This window comes from Escherichia sp. AM3 (assembly GCF_032029835.1).
Taxonomy (GTDB): Bacteria; Pseudomonadota; Gammaproteobacteria; order Enterobacterales; family Enterobacteriaceae; genus Escherichia; species Escherichia coli.
This window is the reverse complement of the sequence record NZ_JAVUPQ010000929.1, coordinates 1-277: the sequence shown is the minus strand read 5'-3', so window position 1 is coordinate 277 and position 277 is coordinate 1. Positions and strand designations below refer to the sequence as shown.

Below are 277 nucleotides of genomic sequence, written 5' to 3'. Positions count from 1 at the left end.
GTGCTGTTTATTGCCTTCTTCAGCCATATCTCGTCCGACGCGGCGCTGGTGATCATGCCGCCGATGGGGGCGCTGATTTTCCTCGCCGTTGGCCGTCATCCTGTTGCGGGCCTGCTGTCGGCGATTGCGGGCGTCGGCTGTGGGTTTACCGCTAACCTGCTTATCGTGACCACCGATGTGCTGCTCTCCGGCATCAGTACGGAGGCAGCCAGCACCATCGATGCGACTATGCACGTCAGCGTGATCGACAACTGGTACTTTATGGCCAGTTCGGTGA

The 277-nt window shown here is 59.6% G+C and carries 1 protein-coding gene; it reads left to right on the top strand.

Annotation, left to right across the window (positions count from 1 at the left end):
- A partial coding sequence (locus RTW80_RS29110) for an AbgT family transporter (protein WP_312721589.1) occupies positions 1-277 on the top strand: 277 nt, incomplete at both ends.